We start from the raw sequence: 18525 nt of genomic DNA on the forward strand, positions 1-18525 counted from the left end.
CATGAGTGAAGACCGTTTTGCCCATAGGCTGGCCCAGTTTCGTGACGCATTGGCCGCGTTGAAGCTGGCCTTGGAGCAGCCTGAAGACGAGTTCTTGCGCGACTCGATCATCAAGCGCTTTGAGCTGAGTTTTGAAACAGCCCGCAAGGCCATGCGCCAATGGCTGATGGATCAGGAGGAGGTCACCTACGAGTCCACCAAGAAGGCCGTGATGGAGGCAGCGCTGAAGACGTCGTTGGTGAACGACGCCGACCTGTGGGCTGAAATCACGGCGGCGCGCAACGATTCCTCGCACGAGTATGACAAGGCCAAGGCCTTGGAAATCGTGGCGCTTGTACGAGCCCGTGCGGTGGCTGCATTTGACGCTTTGCTGGGCAAGCTGGAGGCGCTCTGATGGAGCTGTCGCAACAGCAACGGCGCGATCAGGCGTTGACCCGCAAGGACAGTGGCGTGGCAACGGGTTCGCTCACCCGTTTGTTGCGGATCTTCGAGAGCACACCCCATCTGGAAGCGGTGTGGTTGTTTGGCTCCAGGGCGGCGGGTACGCACAGACCGCAATCGGACGTGGACATGGCGTTTGAGGCACCCGACATGTCTTCTGCCGAAGAAGCCGCCATGTGGGCGCGCATCGACGAACTCGGCTTGTTGTACGGCGTCGATCTGGTGCGGCTGGAGCATGTGATGAAAGACGAGTTCCGCGAACAAATCGAGCGACACAAGCGGCTGCTGTGGGAACCCGCACGCCACGTGGCCAAAGTGGAAGAACTGGGCGGCACCCAGATGAAGGATTTTCAAGCCAAGGTGCTGCAGCAACTGGCCCTGTATCTGGATCAGCTGAAGAAGCACCAGGCGCAGGCCGTGCAGGCTGTAGCAGCGTTGCGGGCAATGGAGGGCATGGAAGATCTGACTCGCGACGCGGCGGACTTTCCCAAAAAGGCGTGGTCCGCGTTGGACAAAGCCCATGTGTTGCCACCCGCGTTCAGGCAGCAGCCGTATTCCAGCCGGTTTGATGGTGCTTGCCGCGCCATACCCAATGTGTGCTTGAAGGTGCCCACAGGGGGCGGCAAGACGTTGCTGGCCGCCGCCAGCGTGGCGCGCGTGTTCAGCGCCTACCTGAACCAGCACACTGGGCTGGTGCTGTGGGTGGTGCCCAATGAAGCGATTTACCGCCAGACCCTCAAGACGTTGAGCGACCGCGATCATCCCTACCGCCAGATGTTGAATGTGGCCGGGGCCGGGCGGGTGAAGATTCTGGAAAAGAACTCGCCGCTGTCGCGCCTGGACGTGGAGTCGCACCTGTGTGTGATGGTGTTGATGCTGCAGTCCGCTGCGCGGCAGAGCAAGGAGACGCTGCGTTTTTTCCGAGACCGGGGCAATGTGCTGGGCTTCTTGCCGCGAGAAGACGACATCGAAGCGCACTGGGCGTTGTTGCGCGAGGTGCCCAACCTGGACGCTTACGGTAGCCCTTGGCAGGGCGCGGAGCAAGTGCGGGCGCAAAAGGGCTCGATCGTCAAGAGCTCGTTGGGCAATGTGATGCGGCTCTTGCGTCCGATGGTGGTGATTGACGAGGGGCACCACGCGTACTCGGAAAACGCGTTGTCCACGCTCGATGGCTTCAACCCCAGCTTCATGCTGGAGCTGTCGGCCACGCCGCGCGTGGCGTCGGCCAAGGGGCGCGGGTCGAACATCTTGGTGGATGTGCGCGGTACCGATCTGGATGAGGCGGAGATGATCAAGCTGCCCATCCATGTGGAGGTGCGGCGCTGGGCCGATTGGCAGGCATGCCTGGCGGCATCGCTGCATCAGCTGGACGCCTTGCAGCGCGAGGCCGACATGCTACAGGCGGAGACGGCGCGCTACATCCGGCCGATCTTGCTGGTGCAGGTCGAGCGCACCGGGGCGGACATGCGCGACGCTGGCTTCATCCACGCCGAAGACGCCAAGGCCCACCTGCTGCAGCTGGGTTTGAACGAACGCCAGATCGCGATCAAGACGTCGGAAAAAGACGACTTGAAGCAACCCGAGAACATCGACCTGATGTCGCCGCAATGCGAGGTGCGTGCCATCATCACCAAGCAGGCGCTGCAAGAGGGCTGGGACTGCCCGTTTGCCTATGTGCTCAGTGCGCTGGCGGCCGGCCGCAACCCGGCGGCCATGACGCAGTTGGTGGGGCGCATCCTGCGCCAGCCGCAGGTGACCAAGACGGGGCGTGAAGCGCTGGATGCTTGTTATGTGCAGTGCTTCGACGCCAAGACCTCGGACGTGGTGAAGTCCATCAAACAATCGCTGGAAGGCGAGGGCATGGGCGATTTGGCCGTGGCGGTGCATGGCGATGCGGCTGCGATGGAGAAGCCGGAGCGCCGCATTCCCCTGAAGCGCCGGGACGAGCTGTCGGCGCTGCGCATTTTTGTGCCCAAGGTGACCTGGGCTGAGGCGGGGGAGGCGCGCCGCGAACTGGTGTACGAAAGCGACGTGCTGGCACGGCTGGACTGGACAGCGTTGAATGTGGATGCGCTTGCTGCAACCTGGGCGCCTGATCTGCAGCCGGGCGGTGCCCAGCATTTGATGATTGACCTGTCCATCCTCTCGCGCCATGCATTTGCCCAGCAGACGCAAGATGCCGCGCAGACCGAAACGCTGGACCGCTCACGCGTGGTGAGGTCGTTGTTGGACCTGGCGCCCAACGCGTGGCTGGTGTGGGATTGGGTGGATCAGGTGTTTGGCCGTCTGACGAAGCAGGGGCTGGCGCAGTCTGTGTTGGCACGTTCCGTGTCGTCGCTGTCCGAGCGCTTGCGCATCGACATCGAGAAGGAGCGCGACCGCCTGGCTCAGGCAGTGTTCAACCGACTGGTTGACGAAGGCTTGGTGCAGTTTTCCCTCCGCGCAGACGCGACAGACTTCGAGCTTCCGCGGCAGGCAGAACTCGTGTTGGCCAGCCAGCCACCGGTGCTGCAGCGGCCGGATGCGCGGGCCGTTGAGAAAAGTCTGCTGGAGCCGGCTTTGCACACGCCCGACATGAACGATCTGGAGGTGGCATTTGCTGGCTACCTGGACCAAAAAGCGGCACTGCGCTGGTGGCACCGCAACGTGGCCAAGTCGCAATATGGCCTGCAGGGCTGGAAGCGCCACAAGGTATACCCCGACTTTGTGTTTGGTGTGGTCAACCAGAACGGGCAAACGCGCACGGTGGTCATGGAAACCAAGGGCTTGCAGTTAGAGGGCAACGCGGACACCAGTTACAAGCAGGCCTTGCTTGAACGCCTGACGCGGGCGTTCAAAGACGAGCGCTTCTCGCGTGCGGGCGAGTTGACGTTGGAAGGTCAGGATCGCTCGGAGGTGGTGTGTGACCTTGTGTTTGAGGGTGACTGGCGAGGAACGCTGGAGCACCGGTACTTCGCTGCCTGAATGCCGACGCCCGATCTCCTGTCCCTCCAGCTGTTTCAGCGCGCGGTTGAACTGCGCAGCCTGTCGCGGGCGGCCGAGCTGTGCCACCTCTCGCTGTCGGCGGCCAGCCGGCGCATTGCCGCGTTGGAACACCACTTTCAGACCCCCTTGCTGCAGCGCGTCCACAGCGGTGTGCTGCCCACACCGGCCGGTGAGGCCTTGGTGCGTCATGCACAAACGCTGATGCGCGATGTGGACCTGATGCACGGCGATTTGTCCGATTACGCCCGGGGCACGGTGGGCCGCGTGCGGCTGTACGCGAACACCTCGGCCCTGAGCCAGGACCTGCCGGAGCGGCTGGCGCAGTGGACCCGACTGCACCCCGACATCAAGGTGGATGTGCAGGAGGTGCGCAGCGGGCGCATTGTGGACGCGGTGCGCGAGGGGGCGGCCGATCTGGGCCTGGTGACGTCAGCGCCTGTGCCCGATCTGCGCTTTGAGCCCTACGGCCACGACCGCCTGTGTGTGGTGGTGCCTCAGCGTCATGCCATCAAAGCACGCGCGGTGCGGTTTGAACACCTGTTGGCGCACGAGTTTGTGGGGCTGGACAACTCGGCGGCCCTGACGCAGGCCATGAAGCACGCGGCTGAGGCCGCCGGCCAGTTCCTGCGCCTGCGCATACAGGTCCAGTCCTTTGAGGGCGTGTGCCGACTGGTGGCGGCCGGTCAGGGCATTGCGGTGATGCCGGAGGGCGCGGTGGCCGCCTTCCGCCACACCATGAAGCTGCGCTTCATTCGCCTGACCGACGATTGGGCCGACCGGCCCATGCACGTGTGCGTGAAACACGGCGTGATTCAGGCGCCCGCGCGGCGCCTGTTGCACTTTCTGACCGGCGTGGCCGATGCCTGATCAGCCTTGGGTGGGTGGGGCGCTGGCCACGGCCGCTGCAATGGCCTGCCCCACTTCGGCGGTGTTGGCCGTGCCGCCCATGTCGCGGGTGCGCGGGCCGGTCGCAATCACGTCTTCGATGCAGCGCACGATGTGTGCAGCAGCGGCTTCGTGCGCGGCATTGCCTTGGCCCAGGTGCTGCAGCATCAGCGCGGCCGACCAAATCTGGCCGATGGGGTTGGCGATGCCCTGACCCGCGATGTCGGGTGCCGAACCGTGCACCGGCTCGAACAGCGAAGGGTGGCGGCGTGTGGGGTTGAGGTTGGCCGAGGGCGCGATGCCGATGGTGCCGGTGCAGGCCGGGCCCAGGTCGGAGAGGATGTCGCCGAACAGGTTGGAGGCGACCACCACGTCGAACCAGTCGGGGTGCTGCACGAAGTGCGCACACAGGATGTCGATGTGGAACTTCTTCACGCTCACGTCGGGGTAACGCTTGGCCATCTCGGCCAGGCGCTCGTCCCAGTAGGGCATGGTGATGGAGATGCCGTTGCTCTTGGTGGCGGCGGTGAGCGACTTGCGCGGTCGGCTGCGCGCCAGCTCGAACGCGTACTGCAGGATGCGGTCCACACCCCGGCGGGTGAAGATGGATTCCTGGATGGCCATCTCGTTGTCGCTCCCTTCGAACATGCGCCCGCCCACCGACGAGTACTCGCCTTCGGTGTTCTCGCGCACCACCAAGAAGTCGATGTCGCCGGGCTGGCGGTGGGCCAGGGGCGCGGGCACGCCGCGCATGAGGCGCACTGGGCGCAGGTTGACGAACTGGTCGAACTCGCGGCGGATCTTGATGATGGAGCCCCACACGGCCTCGTGGTCGGGCACGATGTCGGGCGTGCCGACGGCGCCGAAGAAGATGGCGTCGTGGCCACCGATCTGGGCCTGCCAGTGGTCCGGCATCATGGTGCCGTGCTTCAGGTAGTGCGGTGTGCACCAGTCGTTGAAGTGGTCAAACTGGAAGGCGATGCCGAACTTCTTGCCGGCCGCTTCCAGCACGCGCAGGCCTTCGGGCATGACTTCGGGGCCGATGCCGTCGCCAGGGATGACGGCGATGCGATGGGTGGACATGGGTGACTCCTGAAACATCGTGAGGTGAGATTCCCGGCACGCCTACGGCGCGGGCATGGGTAAAACCGGGAGACACCGCCGGGCCGGCTCTGCCGGACGGCTGGTGTCGCCCCTTGATGGGGATGCGGCCACGCGCAGCGGGCATGCAACGGGGTGGGTTTAACGTCCTGCCAGCAGGCCGACCAGTTCGGGCACCAGCTTGCGCGGCCCGCCTTGTTGCACGGCGCTGTCGTAGGTGCCGGCCACGGCGTCGGCGATGGCGTGTTGGGCGGCTGCGTCGCTGGCCATGTTGACGTAGTAGCCCAGGTCCTTGAGCGCGTTGCTCATGAAGAACTGCAGGCCACTGGGGTCTTCGTTCAGCAGGTAGGGCTTGAGGCGCTCCAGCGCGATGCCGGCGCCGCCACCGGTGGACAGCACATCCACCAGCACCGGCATCTCGATGCCGCCGCGTTGGGCGCAGGCCGCCGCTTCGGCCAGCAGGGCCACCGAGCCCAGCGACACGAAGTTGTGCAGCAGCTTCATGCGGTGGCCAGAGCCGAGGGCGCCGGTCAGCACGATGTTTTCGGCAAAACAACGCAGCACCGGCATCACGGCCTCGGTGTCGGCCGCATCGCCGCCCACCAGCAGGTTGAGCTTGCCTTGGTGGGCGTGTTGCACCGAGCGGGTCATGGGGGCATCCACAAAACGCGCGCCGCGTGCGCGCACCAAGGCGGCCATGCGTTCGGTGGCGGTGGGGATGGCGGTGGAGCAGTCCACCACGATGGCGCCGGGACGCAGGCCTTCAAGCACGCCGCCTTCGCCGGTGAGCACGGCCTCCACTTCGGGCGACCCGGTCACGCACAGGATGACCACGTCGCTGGCCTGGGCCACGGCGCGGGCGGTGGTCTGGGTGGTGGCGCCGCCGGCCAGCAGTTCGGTGAGGGGTTGGTTGCCCGGGTGTTCGAGGGCGGTGAGCGCAAAGCCGTGTTTGAGCACGTTGCGGGCAATGCCATGCCCCATCATGCCCACGCCAATGATGCCTACTGCTGCTTTCATGTGTCTCCGTTCGACTGTCAACTGATCAGGTGTCAGCTTGACACTGTACGGAGCCTGGGGCGGTCTGACCAGTGCGAGTTCGCGAACCGGGACTTGCAAAAAATGCAAGCCCTGGCGTGATGGGGGTCAAACCAGGCCGGTGACCGGGATGGACGCGCCGTGGATGGCGCGTGCGGCGTCAGAGCCCAGGAAGGCGATCACGTCGGCCAGGGCGGCGGGGGCCACCCATTGGCTGGGGTCGGCATCCGGCATGGCGGCGCGGTTGTCGGCGGTGTCGATGATGGAGGGCAACACGCAGTTGACGTTGATGCCCTGGCCTTTGAGTTCCGCAGACATCGATTCGGTCAGCCGCTGCAGCGCGGCCTTGCTGGCCGCGTAGGCGCCCATGTGCGCGCCGCCGCGTTGCGCACCAAAGGCCCCCACGGTGACGATGCGCCCACGTCCGGCGGCCAGCATGGCGGGCACCACCGCTTCGCTGATGTGCAGGAAGGCCCGCACGTTGAGGTCGAGCATGCGCTCCAGCGTGGCGCTGCCGGTGGCATGCACGGGCTCGCCCATGCCAAAGCCGCCGGCCAGGTGGCACAACACGTCGATCTGGCCCATCTGGGCGAGGGCGGTTTGCACGGCTTGCTGGGTGCTGCTGCCGTCCAACAGGTTGGCGCTGAGGCACAGCTGTTGGGCGGTGTCGGCGCCAAAGGCTTGGCGCAGCGCATCGGCGTTGCGGTCCAGCAGCACGCGGCGTGCGCCTTGCGCTGAGAAGTTTGCGGCGACGGCACGGCCCAGGTGGCCGGCGGCGCCGGTGATGAGAACGGTGGGTGTGGTCATATCAAGAAGGCTTTCGTTTGGCGGCGTGGTAGGCGCCGGTGCCTCGGCTGAACACCTGGTCGCTCGGCAGCACGTCGCCGGGCTGCAGTGCCTGCGCTGCCTGGGTGCGCTCGTACAGCGGCGCGAAGTCGATGCGGGTGAACTCCAGCAGCTCGTCCAGGTCGCGGATCACGAAGTAGCTCTCCTGGAAATCGTCGATGCGGTAGTGCGTGCGCATCACCCGCTCCAGGTCGAAGCGGATGCGGTTGGGGCTGGGGCTGTCGAGGCAGAACTGCGACTCGGTGAACGAGGACGCGATGCCAGCACCGTACAGGCGCAGGCCGTCGCCTTGCTGCAGCAGGCCAAATTCGATGGTGTACCAGTAGACCCGCGCGAGTTGTGTGAGGTGGCCCAGCTGCTGCGCGCGCAGGCCGCCCTGGCCGTAGGCTTGGATGAAATCGGCAATGGCCGGGTTCATGAGCATGGGCACGTGGCCGAACACGTCGTGGAACACGTCGGGCTCTTCCAGGTAGTCCAGTTCGTGGGGCTTGCGGATGAAGTTGCCCGAGGGAAAACGCCGGTTCGCCAGGTGGTCAAAAAACACCTCGTCGGGCACCAGGCCGGGCACGGCCACCACCTGCCAGCCGGTGCGTTGTTGGAGCACTTCGTTGAGTTGCTCGAAGTTGGGGATTTCGTCGGCGCGCATGGGCAGGTCGCGCATGCCAGCCACGAACTCGTCGCAGGCGCGGCCGGGCAGCAGTTGGCTCTGGCGCTCGAACAGCGTCTTCCAGGTGGCGTGGTCGGCGGCCGAGTAGCGCTCCCAGCCTTGGGGGATGGTCCAGTCGGCGCTGGCGGGGCGGCCGGCGTCGCCGGCGGCCAGGCCGTGTTTCTCGGTGGGTGTTTCGGTGCTTGCCTCGGCTTGCATGGCGGGCTCCCTGGTCAGGCCGCGCGGCGGGCAAAGGCCTGGTCGGCCACGCGCGCCCAGTCGATGTCGCGCTGCGACAGGCCACCGGCGTCGTGGGTGGTCAGCGTCACGTCCACACGGTTGTAGACGTTGAACCATTCCGGGTGGTGGTTCATGCGTTCGGAGACGGTGGCCATTTCGGCCATGAAGCCAAAGGCCTGGGCGAAGTCGTCGAAGCGGAAGGCGCGCGTGATCTTGCCGGCGGCGAGATCGGCCTGCCAGGCGGGCAGGGTGGCCAACAGGGCGCTGGCTTCGGTGGGGGCGAGTGGGCTCACGGTGTGTCTCCAGAGAAGGTGCAATGGTGTGCAGTTTGCGCCGATTGAGGGACAATTTGTTTGCGTTATGGGCCATGATTGCCCAATCACACAGAGGTTTCTCTCATGAAAGAAGAAAAAATCGAAGAATCCTTGCAGGACCACACGCTGGACCGTGTGGACCGCCGCATCCTGGCCACGTTGCAGGCCAACGGCCGCATCAGCAACCAGGAGTTGGCGTCCACTGTGCACCTCTCGCCGGCGCAGTGCAACCGGCGCCATCGCCGTCTTGAGCGCTTGGGCTTCGTCAAGCGCTACGAGGCGCGGCTGGACGCCGACCGCCTGGGGCTGGGTGTGACCGCCTTTGTCCACATCACCATGGAGCGAGGGCAGTTCAAGGAGGTGCTCAAGTTCCAGCGCACCATCGAGCGCATGCCCGAGATCCTGGAGTGCCATGCGGTGACGGGCGATTTCGACTACGTGTGCAAGGTGGTGGCCAGCGACCTCAAAAGCCTGTCCAACTTTCTCTTGGGCACCCTGGCGCAACTGCCCGGGGTGAACGGCGTGCGTTCCAGCATCTGTTTGAACGAACTCAAATGCACCAGCGCCTTGCCGCTGGAGTGAGCGTGATTGCCCCGAACCGTCAGGGTTTGGCCAAGTGCCAGACTGAGCGCACGCCGTCGCCTTTGCGGTCGCCCGGCTGCTTGTCGTCCACCCACTGGTACAGCGCCATCGATTTGTGGGTCCATTGCCGCTGGCCGTCTTCGCGGGTGATGAAGCCCTGGTCACCGCTGGCCTGTGCGTTGGGCGCTGCCAGGTAGGGCGTCCACAACATCAGGCAGGGTCCATAACACACGGTTTTGCCGGGTGTGGTTCTGTCGTTGTCGTTGACGTAGAGGCTCACGCCGGCGGGTGTGGTCAACACGCCGTCTTTGGCCACCGGCTGCGCCACCGCAGCGGGGGCGCACCACAGGGCAGACATGAGCGAAAGGCCGGTCAGCAAGGTGGGCAACGTTTTCATGCGGGTCTCCGGAGCTGGAGACTTCATCTTGTGCCCGCTGCGCCGGCCGGGCATTGATCTGGGTCAAGCGCGTGTCAGCGCCTCCAACACGCCAGCGTCGAAGTGCGCCTCGATGAAGTCCGCCAGTCCATCGAACACGCTGTCGAGTGTGGGCACGCTGGCGCCGAACAGGGCGCACAGCACGTTGGCGTCTTCGAAGAGGCCGTGTTGGTAGAGGCCCAGCACGTTGCCTGCCCCGTTTTGCCAGGCCAGGCCGGGCAACACGGTGTGGGCCAGATCGCCGGCGGCGGCCATGGCGGGGTGTTGCACCGTTTGGCCGTGGTGGATTTCGTAGCCGCTCACGGTCACGCCCGTCAGCGCGTGCCAGGCGCCGCGCACCTCGCCCAGGGTGGTGTGGCTGGGGCGCACGGTCTTGACTTCCTCGAACTGCGTGACCAGGGGCAGCAGGCCCAGGCCGGGCGCGTTGCCGTCGATGCCGTGTGGGTCGAGCAAGGCCTCGCCCAGCATCTGCAGGCCGCCGCAGATGCCGAGGACGCGCCCGCCGGCAGCGGCGTGGGTGGCCACGGCGCGGTCCAGCCCTTGGGTGCGCAGCCAGGCCAGGTCGGCGCTGGTGTGTTTGGAGCCGGGCAGCACGACCCAGTCGGCGCCCGCGCAATCGGCCGGAGTGCGTGCCCAGCGCAGGCGCACGCCGGGCACGTTTTTGAGCGGCTGGAACTCGTCCAGGTTGCTGATGCGGGGGTAGGCGATGACCGCGATGGTGGTGTGCACCTCGCCGCTGGCGCGGGTGCGGTCGTCGAACACGCCGTCCTCTTCTGGCAGACCGTGGTGCCACCACATGGGCAGGGTGGCCACGGTGGGCACGCCGGTGAGGTCTTGCAGCATCAGCGGCGCGGGCGCCAGCAATGCCGCATCGCCACGAAAGCGGTTGAGCACAAACCCCTGGATGAGGGCGCGTTCTTCGGGCGGCAGCAAGGCCCAGGTGCCGTACAGGTGGGCAAAGGCGCCGCCACGGTCAATGTCGGTCACGAGCAGGCAACGCGCCTGTGCGTGGCGTGCCACGCGCATGTTGACGATGTCGCTGGCGTGCAGGTTGATTTCGGCGGGCGAGCCGGCACCCTCGATCACCACCACGTCGTTTTCTGCGCGCAGCGCGTCGAGCGCGGCGGTGATGTGGGGCCACACCCGTTCGCTGCGGCCGCGCCAGGGCATGTCGCTGAGTTCGCGGCTGACCTCGCCCATCAGCACCACCTGGCTGCGGGTGTCGGCCTCGGGCTTGAGCAGCAGCGGGTTCATGCGCACCTCGGGCGCGGCGCGGGCGGCCAGGGCCTGGAAGTACTGGGCGCTGCCGATTTCGCCAAAGCCGCCGCTGGGGCTGGGCACCACCCGCGCGTTGTTGCTCATGTTCTGCGCCTTGAAGGGCGCCACGCGCAAGCCCTGGCGGGCGTAGTGGCGGCACAGGGCGGTGGTGAGCCAGCTTTTGCCGGCACCGCTGGTGGTGCCCAGCATCATCACGCACCGGGCCAAAGGAGAAGTGTTCATGGTGTGGGCAGGGCGACCCAGTGGGCGCCCAAGGGATGGATGGCAATGCGGTGGTCGAACACCGCTTCCAAGGTTTGATGGGCTTGTGGTTGGGCGCTGGGACCGGTGTGGGCGATGCGCCCGTGTTGCATCACCACCAGGTCGTCGGCCATGAGGGCCAGCGAGATTTCGTGCAGCACGCTGACCACGGTTTTGCCTTCTGCCACCAGGGCGCGCACCAGGGCAATCCAATCGGCCTGATGCGGCGGGTCGAGGTTGGCCAGCGGCTCGTCCATCAGCATCACCGACGCTTGCACCGCCAGCAGGCGCGCCAGCAGCACACGCTGGCGCTCACCGCCCGACAACTCGCCGAGCGCGCGGGCGCGCCACTCCCAGGCCTGGGTCTGGCGCAAGGCAGCTTCCGCAGCGGCATGATCGGTAGCGCTGGGCGGTGCCAGCCAGGCCTGGTGCGGCAGCCGGCCGAGCAGGGCGACGTCGTAGACGGTGAGTTCGTCGGCGCTGGCTTCACCGGCACCGCTTTGGGCCAGCCAGGCCAAGGCGCGGGCGCGTTGGCGGGGGTCCAGCGCACACAGCGGTTGCCCATGGAGCAGCACGCTGCCCTGGTGGGGGATGAGTTGCGCCAGGGCGCGCAGCAGGGTGGATTTGCCCGCGCCGTTGGGGCCAACGATGGCGGTCCAGGCGCCGGCGCGCAGTGTGAGGTTGAGGCCGGACAGCACCTCTCGGCGCGTGGTGCCGCTGCCGAGCGAGACGCTCAGTTGGCTGGCTTGCAGGGCGGGGGGGCTGTTCATGTGGTCAACCCACCCGCCGGTGCATCAACCACAACAGGTAGCCGCCACCCAACACGGCGGTGAGCACGCCCACCGGCAGCTCTTGTGGGGCCAGCAGCCCGCGCGCCAAGGTGTCGGCCAACATCAGCAGCACACCGCCCATGAGGCTGGCCATCAGCAACAACCAGGCATGGGTGGTTTTGATGACGCCGCGCACCAGGTGCGGCGCGGCCAGGCCCACAAAGGCGATCAGGCCGGTTTGGGCCACGGCGGTGCCGGTGGCCAGCGCCAGCACCGCCAGAAGCGCGGCGCGCAAGGGTGCCAGGGGCAGGCCCAGGCTCACAGCGGTGGACTCGCCCAGGGCCAGGCCATCGAGCGCACGCGCCAGCGCCCAGGCCAGCAGCAGGCACAAGCATCCGATGCCGGCCATCAGCGCATTACCGGCCCAGCCGACGGTGGCGGTGGTGCCCAGCATGAAGGCTTGCATGGCGGCCAGGGTTTCGGGCGCGGTGAGCGTGACCAGCGAGGTCAGCGCGCCCAGCACCACCCCCACCACCACACCCGCCAGCAGCAGGCGCAGGGTGTGTTGCACGCCGCGCGCCAGCGCCAGGGTCAGCAACACGGCCAGTACCGCGCCCACAAAAGCGGCGCCGGTGAGCCCCAGGCGCAGCCACCAGCTGCCGGCTGCCGCCGATGTGGCCCAGGTGGCGAGCGCCAGCGCCACGCCCAACGAGGCGCCCGAGGCGCTGCCGAGCAAAAAGGGATCGGCCAGCGGGTTGCGGAACAGGCCTTGCGCCACGGCGCCGGCCAGGCCCAGCAGCGCACCTGCGCAGAAAGCGGCCACGGTGCGTGGGGCGCGGATGTCCCAGACGATTTGTGCGGCGATCGGGTCGTCCCACAGGGTCCACACCGCCTGCAACCCGGTGCTGCCCACGCCCAGGCCCACCAGCGCCAACACGCCGCCACACCACACCAAGGTGGCCACCAGCCAGGCCGGGTGGCGTGTGCGGGCGTGCGTCAAGGCGCTTTCTCCTTCAGACAACGGGCCATGATCCGGGCGCCTTCGGCCAGGCGTGGGCCGGCGCGCATCAGCACGTCAGTTTCGGCCGCGTTGAAGACGCAGCGGCGCTGTTCGCGGACCGCGCGCAGGGCCGACCAGCCGGGGCGTTGGGCCATTTCGGCGGCGTTGTGCAGGCCCACCATGATGATGTCCGGATCGGCGCGGACCACAAATTCCGGGTTGAGCCGAGGGAAGGGCCCGAGCTCTGGCGGCACGATGTTGTTGACCCCGAGCCGGGTGAGGGTTTCGCCGATGAAGGACGGTGGGCCGGCCGCGTAGGGGCCGCTGTCCGCCTCGTAATAGACCCGTGCGCGTCGGGTTCGCGGCGGCAGGTTCTGGGCCACGGCCGCCACGTCGGCATCGATCTGGCGCCAGACGGCACGGCCCGCTTGTGGGGATTGCCCCAGCAGGGTAGCCACCTGCTCCAGCACCCGCAGCACGTCGGCGTGGGTGCGGGGTTCAAGTGCAATCACCTTCAGGCCCAGCCCCTCCAGTTGTGGGATCACGCGGGCCGACTGCGCCAGCAACACCACATCGGGGCGCAGCGCCAGCACGGCTTCCACGCTGGGGTCCAGGCCCCCGCCCAGGCGCGGCAAGTGAGCGATCTCGGCAGGCCAGTTGGTGTAGCGGTCCACACCCACCAGGCGCTGGCACTGGCCGAGCGCACACACGGTTTCCGCCAGCGAAGGCAGCAGGGTGACGATGCGTTGGGGTGGCGCAACGAAGCGCACGGTGACGCCTCGGTCGTCGGTGATGTGCAGGCCCGCCGCGCTGGCGCTGGCACACATCCACAGCAACGCGGCCCAAGGCAGCCGCCGGCGCAAACAGCCGCTCAGCAGGGGGGGCCACACGAGGCAGAGGAAGGGGGTCGGCATGAAGGGCGGAACAGGTGCCACGGGGCGGCCCATTGTAGTGACCGGGTGCGGGGACAGCTGGCGCGGGCTGGGGTATGGGGAGCGGTGAATCAGATGGAAAAGCGGTAGCCCGCGGCCGGCGTATGGTCTACACTGATTTGTCAAAGTTTGCGAAAACAACAAAACACCCTTCAAGTCAGACCAAATTTTTGTTCTTGATTTGCAATGGTGAGCGGAGGTGAGGCGTGCTTGTGCCCTTTCGAGGGCCGGCATGGGGATTTCAACGTTGACGACAGCCTGCCCCAACCGTCAACACGATGCAGCCACGCGCCACAGCGTTCCGGGGTTTGAGACTTCCGGTCCAGAGCGCTGCTGTCAAAGGGAGCGTATGAAAACCACAAGTCTGAAGCGGGCTGGCCAAGCGGCCGCCATGGTGCTGGTCGCCGTGTTGGTGTTGGCCGCCTGGGTGCTGCACCGGTTCGAGAAAGCCGGCGATGCCGTCAGCGAGGCGCAGCAGTCGCGTTATGCGTCCTACCTGCTGGCCGATGAGTTGCGGCAAGGTTCCGACGACCTGACCCGTCTGGCCCGTACCTACGTGATGACCGGCGACCCCCGTTGGGAAGAGCAGTACGTGGAGATACTGGACATCCGCGCGGGCAAAAAACCCCGGCCCGCCCACCCCGAACGCATCTATTGGGACTTCCGCGCCGCCAACGTCGATCCAGGGCGAGGCACACAAGCGGCTGCCTCCTTGTTGGATTTGATGAAAGCCGCAGGCTTCACCGAAGCCGAGTTGGCCAAACTGCAGGAAGCTGCTGCCAATTCCGACGGGTTGGTCCGCACCGAAACCATTGCCATGAACCTGGTCAAGGGCTTGGCCGCCGACGCCAGTGGGGCGTTCACCGTGCAGGTGGCCCCGGACCTTCACCGGGCGCAGGAGATGATGCACGACGGCATGTACCACGCCAACAAGGCCAAGATCATGAAGCCGCTGGACGGGTTCTTCGTGGCGCTGGACGACCGCACCCAGCAGGCGGTGGCCAACGCCGTAGCCGAACGCGACCGCTGGTTCTTCATCCTGCAGTCGCTGGCGGTGGTGTTGGTGGCCCTGCTGGTGGCAGGGGCCTGGTGGGCTTACCAGCGCCTCGCCCATTCGCTGCAGGCGGCCGTGCGCGCCAGCGATGCCATGGCGGCGGGTGATCTGGCCACCGCCATCCACCCCCAAGGCCCGACCGAGGTGGCGGTGCTGTTGCGGTCCTTGTCCAACACCCAGGCGCACCTGGCCGAGATCGTCAGTGGTGTGCGATTGGGGGCCGAGAACGTGGCCGCCGCCAGCCAACAGATCGCGTCGGGCAACAACGATTTGTCGGCCCGCACCGAACGCCAGGCCAGCGCCTTGCAGCAAACCGCATCGGCCATGGACGAGCTGGGCACCACGGTGCAGCACAACGCCGACAACGCGCAGCAGGCGAATGCGCTGGCCCGGGGGGCCAGCGACATCGCCACCCAAGGCGGTGAGGTGATGGGGCAGGTGGTGGACACCATGAAGGGCATCACCGACAGCTCACGGCAGATCGCCGACATCATTGGGGTCATCGACGGCATCGCGTTCCAGACCAACATCCTCGCCCTCAATGCGGCGGTGGAAGCGGCACGTGCGGGCGAACAGGGGCGCGGGTTTGCGGTGGTGGCGGGCGAGGTGCGCAGCCTGGCCCAACGCAGCGCCGAAGCGTCCAAACAAATCCGTGAACTGATCACCGCCAGCGTGGAGCGGGTGGAACGCGGTACCGCGCTGGTGGACCAGGCCGGCGCGACCATGAACGAGGTGGTGCAGTCGATCCGGCGCGTCACCGACATCGTCGGTGAGATCAGCAGCGCCAGTGGCGAACAAAACAACGGCGTGAGCCAGATCGGCCAGGCGGTGGCCCAGATGGACACCACCACCCAGGAAAACGCCGCGCTGGTGGAGGAAAGTGCGGCCGCTGCCGAAAGCCTGAGCCAGCAGGCGCGGCAACTGGTGGAGGCGGTGGCGGTGTTCAAGGTGGCGCATGGCGAACGCACGCACGCACCCGCGCCCGTGGTGACCTCGGCGGCACCCAGTGCCACGCGCCGTTCGCCCAGCGTGTCCTCACCGGCGGGCCGTGTGGCCATGCCCGCGCCCAAGCGGGCCACCCAGCCAGCGGCGGTGGGCTTGACGCGGCCGGCACCAACACAAGCGCCGGCCCCGGCGCTGGCCGGAGGTGGCGACGGCGACTGGGAAACCTTCTGAGCACACACGCATAATGCACGGCGGTGGGGCGGTGCGTGCCGCCCAGGTTTTCTTTCAGACACACACTGCCATGAGCTCCAACATCGCCGCCCCTGCTACACCGCTCGCGCCCCGCGACAAGGCCGACATCCTCGCCCAGGCCTTGCCCTACATCCGCAAGTACCACGGCAAGACCATGGTCATCAAATACGGCGGCAACGCCATGACCGACCCGGCCCTGCAGGCGGCCTTTGCCGAAGATGTGGTGATGCTCAAACTGGTGGGCATCAACCCGGTGGTGGTGCACGGCGGTGGCCCGCAGATCGAAGGTTTGCTGCAGCGCCTGGGCAAGAAGGGCGAGTTCATCCAGGGCATGCGCGTGACCGACCCCGAAACCATGGAGGTGGTGGAGTGGGTGCTGGCCGGCGAGGTGCAGCAGGACATCGTGGGCCTGATCAACCGCGCCGGTGGCAAGGCCGTGGGCCTGACCGGGCGCGACGGCGGCATGATCCGCGCGCGCAAGCTGCGCATGCTCGACCAGAAAGACCCCAGCGTGGAACACGACGTGGGCCAGGTGGGCGACATCGTGGCCATCGATCCCAGTGTGGTCAAGGCCCTGCAGGACGATGCCTTCATCCCGGTCGTCAGCCCCATCGGTTTCGGCGAGAACAACGAGAGTTACAACATCAATGCCGACGTGGTGGCCGCCAAGCTGGCGACCACGCTGCAGGCCGAGAAACTGCTCATGCTCACCAACATCCCCGGCGTGCTCGACAAGGAGGGCAAGCTGCTCACCGAGCTGACCATGCGCCGCATCGATGAGCTGTGCCAGGACGGTACCATCAGCGGCGGCATGATCCCCAAAATCGCCGGTGCACTGGATGCCGCCAAGAGCGGCGTGAATGCAGTGCACATCATCGACGGCCGTGTGCCACACGCGCTGCTGCTTGAAATCCTGGGCGACCAGCCGTTTGGCACCATGATCCGCTCGCACTGAAGGCGCGTGGCGATGCACAGCGACGATCTCGAGACCGACGACACACCGGCTGACGGGCAGGGCGGGTCCATCGGGCGCAAGCGTCCCAAGCCCGGCGAACGCCGGGTGCAGATCCTGCAGACCCTGGCGGCCATGCTGGAGCAGCCCGGCGCAGAACGTGTGACCACCGCCGCGCTGGCTGCCCGCCTGCAGGTCAGCGAGGCGGCGCTGTACCGCCACTTCGCCAGCAAGGCGCAGATGTTTGAAGGCCTGATCGAGTTCATCGAAAGCAGCGTCTTCGGACTGGTGCAGCAGATCACGCAGCGTGAAAACAACCCAAGCCAATGCGCCGCACGGTTGGTGACCATGCTGTTGCAGTTCGGCGAAAAAAACCCGGGCATGGTGCGGGTGATGGTGGGGGACGCGCTGGTGTTCGAACACGAACGCCTGCAACAGCGCATGAACCTGTTCTTCGACAAGTTCGACGCCGCGCTGCGCCAAGCCTTGCGTGAGGCGGTGCCGACTTCGGACACCCCCACCACCGACACCAACGTGCTCGCCGGCGTGCTCACCGCCTTTGCGGTGGGCCGCTTGCAGCGTTTCGCGCGCAGCGGGTTCCGGCGGGTGCCGACCGAGCAGCTGGATGCGGCGTTGGTGTTGTTGCTGGCCGACGCTTAAGTACCTGCCGCCCCCATCACCGCGTCGATCAGTCGCCGCACCTCGGGCAGGAACAAGGCTTCGGCCTTGTTCGCTACCGTGACCAGCCCGAACCGGGCCTTGGCCTTGAGTGGCGGGATAACGGGCAGTTCCACCAGGTGGGGCGCACACGCTCGGATGGCGAGGAGGATGGTGTCGGTCTGTTCGGTCACCTGGATCATGTGTGAAATTTCGTCACTGCTGAACTTGACCAGCACGTCCGGGTGTGCGCGCTCGCCATAGCGTTCGACCAGGATGCGGGCGAGCTCGTCACTCAGTGGCGTGGAAGCCACCGGATAGCTCGCCACGTTCTTGAAGCTCACTTTGGGCAGATCTGCCAGTGGATGACCCCGGCGGCACATGAAGGTGCCATCCATCTCAACGATGTGTGACACCTTGAGGTCGGGGGCGGGGCGCAGCGAACGGATGTCAACCACCAGGGCGTCGAGCTGTCGGTCCCTGAGCATCTGCGCCAGGCTGCTGGTGTTGGCCCGCACGATATCGACATGGAACTTGGGGAAGTGCTGGGCGAAATGCGCCATCACCGGGGCGCTGAGCATGGCGCCAGGCCCTGAACTCAGACCCAGACGGATGCGTCCGCTGTCGTCGGCGCTGAGCCGCCGGCCACTGTGTTTGAGTTGTTCCGCCTCTTCCACCAGTGCCTGGCTGCGCACCAGCACCGCCTGTCCGAAGGCGGTCAGTTCGATGCGTTTGCCGATGCGGTCAAACAGCAGCTGACCGAGCTCGTCTTCCAGCGATTTGATGCTGCGGCTCAACGCAGGTTGTGTCATGCACAACACATCGGAGGCCTTCACGAACGAGCCCACCCTGGCCAAGGCAATCAGGTGGCGAAGTTGCACCAGTGTCATCTTGAATCCATGCGTTTGAGATCATGAAAAAGCAATTAAAAATG

The 18525-nt window shown here is 66.4% G+C and carries 18 protein-coding genes; 7 read left to right on the forward strand and 11 right to left on the reverse strand.

What is annotated here, in order from left to right; translation table 11 throughout:
- Position 1: 1 nt before the first annotated feature.
- The 3 genes from ACFQU0_RS03610 to ACFQU0_RS03620 are packed head-to-tail and all read left to right on the forward strand — an operon-like array spanning position 2 to position 4293.
- Complete coding sequence (locus tag ACFQU0_RS03610; RefSeq protein WP_382198752.1) at positions 2–394, forward strand: HI0074 family nucleotidyltransferase substrate-binding subunit; 393 nt, start codon at positions 2–4, stop codon at positions 392–394.
- A complete protein-coding gene (locus tag ACFQU0_RS03615; RefSeq protein WP_382198753.1) occupies positions 394–3405 on the forward strand; it encodes a DEAD/DEAH box helicase family protein in 3012 nt (1003 codons plus the stop codon). Before ACFQU0_RS03610 ends, ACFQU0_RS03615 begins: the two co-directional genes overlap by 1 nt.
- Positions 3406–4293, forward strand: coding sequence for a LysR family transcriptional regulator (locus ACFQU0_RS03620; RefSeq protein ID WP_382198754.1), 888 nt, complete (start codon positions 3406–3408; stop codon positions 4291–4293).
- On the opposite strand, the gene ACFQU0_RS03625 is transcribed toward ACFQU0_RS03620, so the two are convergent.
- The 5 genes from ACFQU0_RS03625 to ACFQU0_RS03645 all read right to left on the reverse strand — a co-directional run bounded on the left by ACFQU0_RS03625 (position 4294) and on the right by ACFQU0_RS03645 (position 8472).
- The gene (locus ACFQU0_RS03625; protein ID WP_382198755.1) at positions 4294–5394 is read right to left on the reverse strand and encodes a tartrate dehydrogenase; all 1101 of its coding nucleotides are present in this window, start codon (positions 5392–5394) and stop codon (positions 4294–4296) included.
- A gap of 159 nt (positions 5395–5553) precedes the next feature.
- On the reverse strand, positions 5554–6429 hold the full coding sequence (locus ACFQU0_RS03630) for an NAD(P)-dependent oxidoreductase (protein ID WP_382198756.1): 876 nt from the start codon (positions 6427–6429) through the stop codon (positions 5554–5556).
- Between the two features lie 126 nt (positions 6430–6555).
- A complete protein-coding gene (locus ACFQU0_RS03635) occupies positions 6556–7254 on the reverse strand; it encodes an SDR family NAD(P)-dependent oxidoreductase (protein ID WP_382198757.1) in 699 nt (232 codons plus the stop codon).
- 1 nt (position 7255) lies between these two features.
- Complete coding sequence (phhA, locus tag ACFQU0_RS03640) at positions 7256–8158, reverse strand: phenylalanine 4-monooxygenase (RefSeq protein ID WP_382198758.1); 903 nt, start codon at positions 8156–8158, stop codon at positions 7256–7258.
- 14 nt (positions 8159–8172) lie between these two features.
- Complete coding sequence (locus ACFQU0_RS03645; RefSeq protein WP_382198759.1) at positions 8173–8472, reverse strand: 4a-hydroxytetrahydrobiopterin dehydratase; 300 nt, start codon at positions 8470–8472, stop codon at positions 8173–8175.
- A gap of 105 nt (positions 8473–8577) precedes the next feature.
- On the opposite strand from ACFQU0_RS03645, the gene ACFQU0_RS03650 reads away from it, so the two are divergent.
- Positions 8578–9075, forward strand: a complete 498-nt coding sequence (locus tag ACFQU0_RS03650; protein ID WP_382198760.1) for an Lrp/AsnC family transcriptional regulator — start codon at positions 8578–8580, stop codon at positions 9073–9075.
- A 19-nt stretch (positions 9076–9094) separates the two neighbouring features.
- Here ACFQU0_RS03650 and ACFQU0_RS03655 read toward each other — a convergent pair whose 3' ends face one another.
- The 5 genes from ACFQU0_RS03655 to ACFQU0_RS03675 form a co-directional block, all read right to left on the reverse strand.
- Entirely contained in the window at positions 9095–9472 is a 378-nt protein-coding gene (locus ACFQU0_RS03655; RefSeq protein WP_382198761.1) for a COG4315 family predicted lipoprotein, read from the reverse strand.
- A 63-nt stretch (positions 9473–9535) separates the two neighbouring features.
- Entirely contained in the window at positions 9536–11011 is a 1476-nt protein-coding gene (locus ACFQU0_RS03660) for a cobyric acid synthase (RefSeq protein WP_382198762.1), read from the reverse strand.
- Entirely contained in the window at positions 11008–11799 is a 792-nt protein-coding gene (locus ACFQU0_RS03665) for an ABC transporter ATP-binding protein (RefSeq protein WP_382198763.1), read from the reverse strand. The genes ACFQU0_RS03660 and ACFQU0_RS03665 overlap by 4 nt, the downstream gene beginning before the upstream one ends.
- 4 nt (positions 11800–11803) lie before the next feature.
- Positions 11804–12799 (reverse strand): FecCD family ABC transporter permease, encoded by a 996-nt coding sequence (locus tag ACFQU0_RS03670; protein WP_382198764.1) that lies wholly within the window; start codon positions 12797–12799, stop codon positions 11804–11806.
- On the reverse strand, positions 12796–13626 hold the full coding sequence (locus ACFQU0_RS03675) for an ABC transporter substrate-binding protein (protein WP_382198789.1): 831 nt from the start codon (positions 13624–13626) through the stop codon (positions 12796–12798). The genes ACFQU0_RS03670 and ACFQU0_RS03675 overlap by 4 nt, the downstream gene beginning before the upstream one ends.
- A 454-nt stretch (positions 13627–14080) precedes the next feature.
- Here ACFQU0_RS03675 and ACFQU0_RS03680 point away from each other — a divergent pair, with 454 nt between their 5' ends.
- The 3 genes from ACFQU0_RS03680 to slmA all read left to right on the forward strand — a co-directional run bounded on the left by ACFQU0_RS03680 (position 14081) and on the right by slmA (position 17594).
- Positions 14081–15961: a methyl-accepting chemotaxis protein gene (locus ACFQU0_RS03680; RefSeq protein ID WP_382198765.1), complete on the forward strand. Its 1881-nt coding sequence runs from the start codon at positions 14081–14083 to the stop codon at positions 15959–15961.
- 70 nt (positions 15962–16031) lie between these two features.
- Entirely contained in the window at positions 16032–16937 is a 906-nt protein-coding gene (argB, locus tag ACFQU0_RS03685) for an acetylglutamate kinase (RefSeq protein ID WP_382198766.1), read from the forward strand.
- Positions 16938–16949: 12 nt separating this feature from the next.
- Complete coding sequence (gene slmA / locus ACFQU0_RS03690) at positions 16950–17594, forward strand: nucleoid occlusion factor SlmA (protein ID WP_382198767.1); 645 nt, start codon at positions 16950–16952, stop codon at positions 17592–17594.
- On the opposite strand, the gene ACFQU0_RS03695 is transcribed toward slmA, so the two are convergent.
- Positions 17591–18481, reverse strand: a complete 891-nt coding sequence (locus ACFQU0_RS03695; RefSeq protein ID WP_382198768.1) for a LysR family transcriptional regulator — start codon at positions 18479–18481, stop codon at positions 17591–17593. The genes slmA and ACFQU0_RS03695 overlap by 4 nt on opposite strands.
- Positions 18482–18525: the final 44 nt, after the last annotated feature.

This window comes from Hydrogenophaga defluvii (assembly GCF_042665235.1).
Lineage (GTDB): Bacteria > Pseudomonadota > Gammaproteobacteria > Burkholderiales > Burkholderiaceae_C > Hydrogenophaga > Hydrogenophaga defluvii_A.